The sequence below is a fragment of the Kitasatospora sp. NPDC048296 genome, from assembly GCF_043201815.1.
Taxonomy (GTDB): domain Bacteria; phylum Actinomycetota; class Actinomycetes; order Streptomycetales; family Streptomycetaceae; genus Kitasatospora.
The window spans coordinates 20,682-27,697 of the sequence record NZ_JBICZB010000092.1; the positions used below are offsets into that span (position 1 = coordinate 20,682).

The 7,016-nt window shown below is 72.8% G+C and carries 6 protein-coding genes and 2 pseudogenes; 3 read left to right on the plus strand and 5 right to left on the minus strand.

The window, feature by feature from the left end:
* Positions 1-5 precede the first annotated feature (5 nt).
* From ACGF12_RS34070 to ACGF12_RS34080, 3 genes are read right to left on the minus strand one after another with little or no spacing between them, the layout of a single operon-like run.
* A complete protein-coding gene (locus ACGF12_RS34070; protein ID WP_393038961.1) occupies positions 6-1,301 on the minus strand; it encodes a Ni/Fe hydrogenase subunit alpha in 1,296 nt (431 codons plus the stop codon).
* A complete protein-coding gene (locus tag ACGF12_RS34075) occupies positions 1,298-2,080 on the minus strand; it encodes an oxidoreductase (RefSeq protein WP_393038978.1) in 783 nt (260 codons plus the stop codon). The genes ACGF12_RS34070 and ACGF12_RS34075 overlap by 4 nt, the downstream gene beginning before the upstream one ends.
* 5 nt (positions 2,081-2,085) lie before the next feature.
* Entirely contained in the window at positions 2,086-2,397 is a 312-nt protein-coding gene (locus ACGF12_RS34080; protein WP_393038963.1) for a hypothetical protein, read from the minus strand.
* 77 nt (positions 2,398-2,474) lie between these two features.
* Between ACGF12_RS34080 and ACGF12_RS34085 the strand changes: the two genes are divergently transcribed.
* The gene (locus ACGF12_RS34085; protein WP_393038966.1) at positions 2,475-2,774 is read left to right on the plus strand and encodes a hypothetical protein; all 300 of its coding nucleotides are present in this window, start codon (positions 2,475-2,477) and stop codon (positions 2,772-2,774) included.
* Positions 2,775-2,889: 115 nt separating this feature from the next.
* Here the strand turns inward: ACGF12_RS34085 and ACGF12_RS34090 are convergent.
* Positions 2,890-4,052 (minus strand): annotated as a pseudogene (locus ACGF12_RS34090) (4Fe-4S dicluster domain-containing protein).
* A 207-nt stretch (positions 4,053-4,259) separates the two neighbouring features.
* Here ACGF12_RS34090 and ACGF12_RS34095 point away from each other — a divergent pair.
* Positions 4,260-5,384 carry a site-2 protease family protein gene (locus tag ACGF12_RS34095; protein ID WP_393038969.1) on the plus strand — a complete coding sequence of 375 codons (1,125 nt, stop codon included), beginning with the start codon at positions 4,260-4,262 and terminating at the stop codon, positions 5,382-5,384.
* 88 nt (positions 5,385-5,472) lie between these two features.
* Here the strand turns inward: ACGF12_RS34095 and ACGF12_RS34100 are convergent.
* Positions 5,473-5,763 (minus strand): annotated as a pseudogene (locus ACGF12_RS34100) (helix-turn-helix domain-containing protein); the annotation flags it as partial.
* A 274-nt stretch (positions 5,764-6,037) separates the two neighbouring features.
* Between ACGF12_RS34100 and ACGF12_RS34105 the strand changes: the two are divergent.
* Positions 6,038-7,003 carry a hypothetical protein gene (locus ACGF12_RS34105; RefSeq protein ID WP_393038972.1) on the plus strand — a complete coding sequence of 322 codons (966 nt, stop codon included), beginning with the start codon at positions 6,038-6,040 and terminating at the stop codon, positions 7,001-7,003.
* The last annotated feature ends 13 nt before the right edge of the window (positions 7,004-7,016 follow it).

A 7,016-nucleotide genomic window follows, 5' to 3' on the forward strand; every position in this document is an offset into this window, starting at 1 on the left:
GTTCGTCAACTCCGGTTCACGGTCAGGGTGAGGAAGTGCGCCGCGCAGGAGATGCACGGATCGTGGTTGCGGATGGCCTGCTCGCACTGGCGGGTGAGCTCGGCGTCGTCCAGGTGCAGCCGGGGCTGGATGAAGGCCCGCAGGTCGGCCTCGATCGCGGTCTGGTTCTGCGCGGTCGGCGGGATGATGACGGCCTTCCGGACGATCCCCGCCTCGTCCAGGTCGTACCGGTGGTAGAGCAGTCCGCGCGGGGCCTCGGTGGCGCCGTACCCGGTGCCCGCCCGGGGCGGGACAGGGACGGCCGGGGCGGGCGGCGGCTCGTACCGCTCGATGATCCGCTGCGCCTCGGTGACGGCCCACAGCACCTCGGCCGCCCGGACGACGATGCTGCGGAAGGGGTTGTCACAGCGCGGGCCGAGCCCGGCCTGGGCGGCCAGGGCACGGATCTCGGCGGGCAGGCGTTCGCTGCCGATGTTCCAGCGGGTGAGTGGCCCGGCGAGAAGGGGCCGGCCGTCGAGCGTGGCGTGCAGGGCGGTGGAGTGCGGCACCTGGTGCTCCCGGACGCGGTGCTCGAAGTCCCGCAGCGGGAAGGGGCCGGAGCGGGCGCCGGTCGGGGTGCCGGAGTCGATGGCGTAGCCGTCGGGTTCGGTGAGGGCGAGCAGTTCGTGACTGACCGTCAGGTCCGGGAACTCGAACCCGGCGACCCAGCCGAGCGTGTCCTCGGCGTCCGTTCGCGCCTGGCGCAACACCAGGGCCAGGTGGTCGAGTTCGGCTCGTGTCGGGAGCCGGTGGAAGCCGCCGAGCCGGACGTTGACCGGGTGGATCGCCCGTCCTCCGAGGACCTCCACGATCTCGTTGCCGGACTTCTTCAGCCGCAGGCCGCGCTGGAGGATGGCGGCGTCGGTGCGGGCGAGTGTCAGCGCGTCGGGCAGGCTCAGGAAGTCGGGGGCGTGCAGCAGGTAGACGTGCATGGTGTGGCTCTGGATCCACTCACCGCAGTACAACAGCCGCCGCAGCTGAGCGAGTTGGCCGTCCACCACGACTCCGCAGGCGTTCTCGACCGCGCGGCAGGCGCTCATCTGGTACGCGACCGGGCAGATCCCGCAGATACGGGGGGTGAGGTCGGGCGGCTCGGTGTACCGGCGGCCGCGCAGCAGCGCCTCGAAGTAGCGCGGGGGCTCGTAGATCCGCAACCTGACGTCCTCGACCTCGTCGCCGCGGACGGAGACGTACAGTGCGCCCTCGCCTTCGACGCGGGCCAACGCGCCTACGGTGAGCAGCCGTTGAGTGCGATGGGTCATCCGTCGTCCTCCGCGGCTTGTCGGGCCGCGTCCGCGAAGGCGGGGGCCTCGGCGTTGAAGGTGCGGTAGAGGCGGGCGGCGTCCGCGTCCGCCACCCCGTCGCGGTGCAGCAACGGCAACAGGGCACGGGTGTTGGGCGTCTCCATCGGTCCGAAGCAGCCGTAGCAGCCGCGCCCGTACGCCGGGCAGATGGCGCCGCAGCCGGCCTGGGTGACCGGGCCCAGGCACGGGGTGCCGTGGGCGACGGTGACGCAGGTGGTACCGCGCAGCTTGCACTCGAAGCAGACGCTGTGGGTGGGGATGTCGGGTTTGCGGTCGGCGAGGTAGGCGGTGATGACCTCCAGCAGCTGCCACTTGTCGATCGGGCAGCCGCGCAGTTCCAGGTCGACCGGCACGTGGGCGGAGATCGGGGTGGAGTGGTCGAGGCTGTCGATGTACTCGGGGCGGGCGTAGACGACGGCCTGGTACTCGGGCAGGCTCGCCAGGTTGCGCAGCGCCTGGACGCCGCCGGCGGTGGCGCAGGCGCCGATGGTCACCAGGTGGCGGGACTGCTCGCGGACCCGCCGGATGCGCTCCAGGTCGGCGGCGGCGGCGATGGAGCCCTCGACGAGGGAGAGGTCGTAGGGCGGCGGCAGTTCGCGGCTGGAGGCCTCCAGGAAGTAGCCGATCTCGATCTTCCCGGCGAGCGCGAGGAGTTCGTCCTCGCAGTCGAGGAGGGTGAGCTGGCAGCCGTCGCAGGAGGAGAACTTCCAGACGGCCAGGCGTGGGACGTTTCCCATGGCGCTCACCGCTCGGGGGTGGAGAGCAGGTCTTCGGCGTGGTCCCAGCCGAAGACCGGGCCGTCCCGGCAGACGAGGACGGGGCCGAGTTGGCAGTGGCCGCACCAGGCGGTGGCGCAGCGCATGTTGCGTTCCGGGGAGACGCGGATCCGGTCCGCGGGCACGCCCCGGCGCAGCAGGTCCCGGGCGGTGGCGCGCATCATCACCTCCGGGCCGCACAGGTAGGCGGCGCAGTGCTCGGGCCGGCAGTCGGTGCCGTCCAGCAAGCCGGTGACCAGCCCGACGGCGCCGTGCCAGCCGGGTTCGGGGCGGTCCACCGTGGTCCGGACGTCCGCCCGGGAGCGCCAGCGCGGCAGGTCGTCGAGGCAGCTGCTCGCCCGGGTTGCGGTACCCGGTGAGCACCGAGACCGTCCCGTACGCCTCGGCCCGGGCGAGGACCTCCTCGATCAGCGGGCGCAGCGGGGCGAGCCCGATGCCGCCGGCGACGATCAGCACGTCACTGCCGGCGGGCGGCGTCTGCCAGGCCGTGCCGTACGGGCCCCTGGTGCCGATCCAGTCGCCGCGCTCGGCGCGGCACAGCGCCTCGCTGACCCTTCCGACCGCGCGGACGGTGTGGGAGAGCGTGTCGCCCGTGATGCCGCTGGTGGAGAGCGGGATCTCGCCGGTGCCGAAGGCGTACACCATGGCGTACTGACCGGGCCGGAACGGGCGCAGCGGGCCTGCGGCCGGGACGAGGTCGAGGGTGACGGTGTCGACGGTCTCCCGGTGGCGGGCCAGCACCCGGTACGGGACGGGGGTCGTCGCGTGCATCACGGTGTTCCCTCGGGCGTGGCGGCCTCGGCGCGCAGGGCGGCGACCTCCTCGGTGATGTCGATGCCGACCGGGCACCAGGCGATGCAACGGCCGCACCCGACGCATCCCGAGGAGCCGAACTGGTCGTACCAGGTGCCGAGTTTGTGGGTGAGCCACTGGCGGTAGCGGCTGCGGGCGGAGGACCGGACCGGGCCGGTGCCGTGCAGATAGGAGAAGTCGAGATCGAAGCAGGAGTCCCAGCGGCGCCAGCGCTCGGCGTGGTCGCCGGTGAGGTCCGTGATCTCCTCCGTGGTGGTGCAGAAGCAGGTGGGGCAGACCATGGTGCAGTTGCCGCAGGTCAGGCAGCGGTCCGCGACCTGGTCCCAGCGCTCGGCGGTCATCGTGCCCGCCATCAGCGCGCGCAGGTCGGTGGGGTCCATGCTGCGGCCCATCCGCCCATCCGCCCGGCCGCGTCGGCGACGGCCGTACGGGCGTGCTCACCGTCGGTGGAGTGGGTGGGGAGTTCAGCGAGGACGTCCTCGCCGTCGGGGCTGCCGGCGCGAACGAGGTAGTAGAGGCCATCCGGCTCCACGGTCTCGGTGAGCGCCAGGTCGTAGGCGGAGCCGTCCGGCAGGCCCGGGCCCGTGCCCATGGAGGCGCAGAAGCAGACGCCGCCGGGCTCGGTGCACTCGACCACGACGAGGAACGCGCCGGCACGCCGCGACCCGTACACGGGATCGGCGTACGCGCCGCCGGTCAGCACCCGGTCCTGAACGGCGATCGCGCGCAGATCGCAGGGACGCACCCCGAGGAAGGCGTAGCGGGGCGGCGGGTCTTCGTCCTCACGGACGGTGACCGTGCCGTCCTCGGCCTGGTCGGCCTGCCAGAGTCGGGCCCGGGGTGGGTGCAGGAAGGTCTTCCAGGACTGCGGCCCGGCGGAGTGCGCGAAGGCCGCCCGGTCCTCGCGCCGGCGCAGCCGGTAGGTGCCGGCCTCGGTCTCGACGCCCCAGCCGTGCGGCAGTTCGTCCGCCGAGGCCAGCTCGGCGAGAACGATCGCACCCTCCCGGACGGTGGGCCCGATCACGGTGAACCCGCGCTGCCGCAAGGCTTCGACGAGCGCGGCGAGGCCTTCCTCGTCCAGTTCCGCATCCAGTTCCGCGAGCGCTTCGGTCGTGTCCATCGATCCGTCCTCGGTCTCCGCGCCGGTGCCGCCCCGGGTGACTCTGCCCTCGGCACGCGGTTCCGTACTCCCACTGTCCGCCGGTCCCGGCGATCTCGCATGGGCCGGACGGCCCGAAGCGGTGGCCGCTCAGCCCTGTGCCGACCCGCGTCGGGAGAGCACAGTGGATGTGCGAAGGGCTGTCGGCAGCCCCCGGGAGAGGTCAGGATGCACGGGTCCGCTCCGCTGGGCAGGATCTTCGGCATACCGCTGCGGGTCCATTGGAGTGCGCCCGTCCTGGTCCTGTTCCTCGGCGTCGGCCTGGCCGGTCAGACGCTTCCGGCCTGGGTCCCCGGCCGCTCCGCCGCCGTCTACGGCCCCGCCGGCCTGGTCGGGGCGCTGCTGCTCACCCTGAGCCTGCTCCTGCACGAGACCGCCCATGCCGTCACCGCGCGACGGGCCGGGATCCGGGTGGACGACATGACCGTCTTCGCGCTCGGTGGCGTCACCCGGATGGGACGCGCGCCGAGTCCCGGACTCCAGTTCACCGTCGCCGGGATCGGACCGCTCACCAGCCTGGTGCTGGGCGGCCTGTCCCTGGCCGCCGGGCTCGGCGCCCAGCACGCGCTCCGCTGGACGGTGCCCGCGGCGGTTCTGCTGTGGACCGGCTGGACCAATCTGCTGCTCGGCGTGTTCAACCTGCTGCCCGCCGCTCCCCTGGACGGCGGACGGATCCTCCAGGCGGCGGTGTGGCGGCGCGGACGCGACCGCGAACGCGCCGAGCGCGTCGCCGGCCGGGTCGGCCAGGTCGGCGGCCTCCTGCTCTCCGTCGCCGGCTGGTTCGAGTTCCTCCGTGGCGTCGGTGCCGGGATCTGGCTCATCGTCGTCGGCCTGTTCATGTGGTCCTCCGCCCTGGCCGAGGTCCGCCGCGCCACCCTGGTGGCAGCCCTGCGCGGCACTCGGATCGGACAGGTCATGACCTCTCCGGTGGCCACCGGGCCCGACTGGCTCGACCTCGACCGTTTCCTCGCCGAACCCGTCGCGCGCACCCACCACCCGCTCATCCCGGTCGTCGACTTCGCCGGCCGCCCGAGCGGCCTGGTCGACCTGCGCCGCCTCGCGACGGTCCCGCCCGGCCGCCGATCCGGGACACGCGTCCGCGATCTGGCCACCCCGCTCTCCGAGTGCGTGGTCGCCGCACCCGAGGACGACCTCGTCGAAGTCCTGGACCACGCGACCGCCCGACCGCCGATCCTCGTCCTGGACGACGGCCGGCTGATCGGCATCGTCACCCTTGAGGACCTCGGCAGGATCGCCCGCACGCGACCTCCGACGACCACGCGCGGAGCGTGAGCCTCCTGCCGCTCGTCGGACGCCTCCGGACCGGGACTCTACGGCCGGAGCCGCTGAGCCGCGCGGGGAAGGCTGGTTCGTCTGCCGCTCATGCCCGGGCCCGCAGTCGGCGGAGCATGCGGGCGTCCTGGAAGCCCACCGTGCGGGCGGCGGTCTCGGCGGTGGCGCCGTGGGAGATGAGGTGTTCGGCGTGTTCGAGTCTCAGCTCCTGCTGGTAGCGCAGCGGGGTGAGGCCGGTGGCCTCGGTGAAACGGCGGGTGAGGGTGCGTTCGCTGACACCGCAGGTGGCGGCGATATCGGCCAGGCGCAGCGGGGTGGTGAACCGGGCGTCGGACATCATGGCCCTCGGGAGGTAGCCCGCCAGGGCGGCGCGGGGACGGCCGTTCTGCGGTCTCCGTGAGCGCGGACCGGACGGTCCGGGTGTGGGATCTCGGGCAGTGGACGACGTCTCCGAGCGATACCTTCCATGCGCCATTCCATGCGCCACATGGAGAAAACCGCCACTTGCCGCACTCGTTCGCCCGTGAAATGGTGACAAAGGGGCACGTTAGAGCGGGTCTCGAATGGCCGAGCGGGCACCAGGAGAAACTCGCACCTCACAGCTCGTGAGCTCAGTGGTCCGCGCCTCCACGTCAGGGCTCCGCGTGCGAGGTGTGCGGGTTCTCTGTGCGTTCCTCGGCCTGCTGCCGGTCGCACCCCTGCTGATCTGGGCGTACGGCCTGGGGCCGTTCCGCCTCTGGTTCTGGTCGGTCACCGTCCCCAGCCTGGCGCTGCTCACTGTCATCACCGTGGCAACGGCCCGTAGCCCCCGTTACCGGCGGCTGCACGACTCGCTGGTGGTGGGAACGTTCGGCGGGCTGGTGGGGACCTTCGGTTACGACCTGTTCCGGGTGCCGTTCATGCTGGCGGGCGTCCGGCTGTTCGCACCGATCGACAGCTACGGCCTGCTCATCCTCGGCGCCGACTCGTCCAGCCCGCGCACCGGCCTGCTCGGCTGGGCCTTCCACTACTCCAACGGCATCGGCTTCGGCATCACCTACGCAGTGATCGCCGGCGGCAAGCGCTGGCAGTGGGGCCTGGCCTGGGGCATGGCGATCGAGACCATCTCGGTGGCCTCGCCCGTCGCGGGCGTCTACGCCCTGCGCGGCGCGGCGCTCCTGGCCATCGCCTACGGCGGGCACCTGGCCTACGGCGCGCTGCTGGGCATGCTGGCGGCCGACCCCGACCGTACCGTCCGTCAGCTGCGGGAGGTCAGCCCCCACACCACGGCCTACGCGCTGCTGGCGGTCCTGATCGCGCTGGTGGTCTGGCAGCATCCGTTCCTCACCCCCGCCCCGGTTCGGGCGGGCGAGCAGGTGGCGAAGGGCCCCAGCGCGGTCGTGCTGGACGGACGCTTCTCCCCGCAGTGGCTCCGTGTGCCGCCGCACGGATGCGCGACGCTGCGCGACGACGACCCGGTGGGGTACACGCTGCCCGCCGCGGTCGGAGCGCCCCGGCTGGAGCCCGGGCACACCGCCCGAGTGTGCTTCGCGTCGCCGGGCAACGCCGTGCTGCGGGTGCGCACCTCCGCCCAGCCGTACGCGGGCGGGTTCGTCATCGTGGACCGGACGGAGGGCTGAGATGACCACCGCA

What these genes read in the sequence shown, in the direction of transcription:
- ACGF12_RS34070 (WP_393038961.1), bottom strand. Translation starts at nt 1,301, where the DNA reads ATGACCCATCGCACTCAACGGCTGCTCACCGTAGGCGCGTTGGCCCGC.
- ACGF12_RS34075 (WP_393038978.1), bottom strand. Translation starts at nt 2,080, where the DNA reads ATGGGAAACGTCCCACGCCTGGCCGTCTGGAAGTTCTCCTCCTGCGAC.
- ACGF12_RS34095 (WP_393038969.1), top strand. Translation starts at nt 4,260, where the DNA reads ATGCACGGGTCCGCTCCGCTGGGCAGGATCTTCGGCATACCGCTGCGG.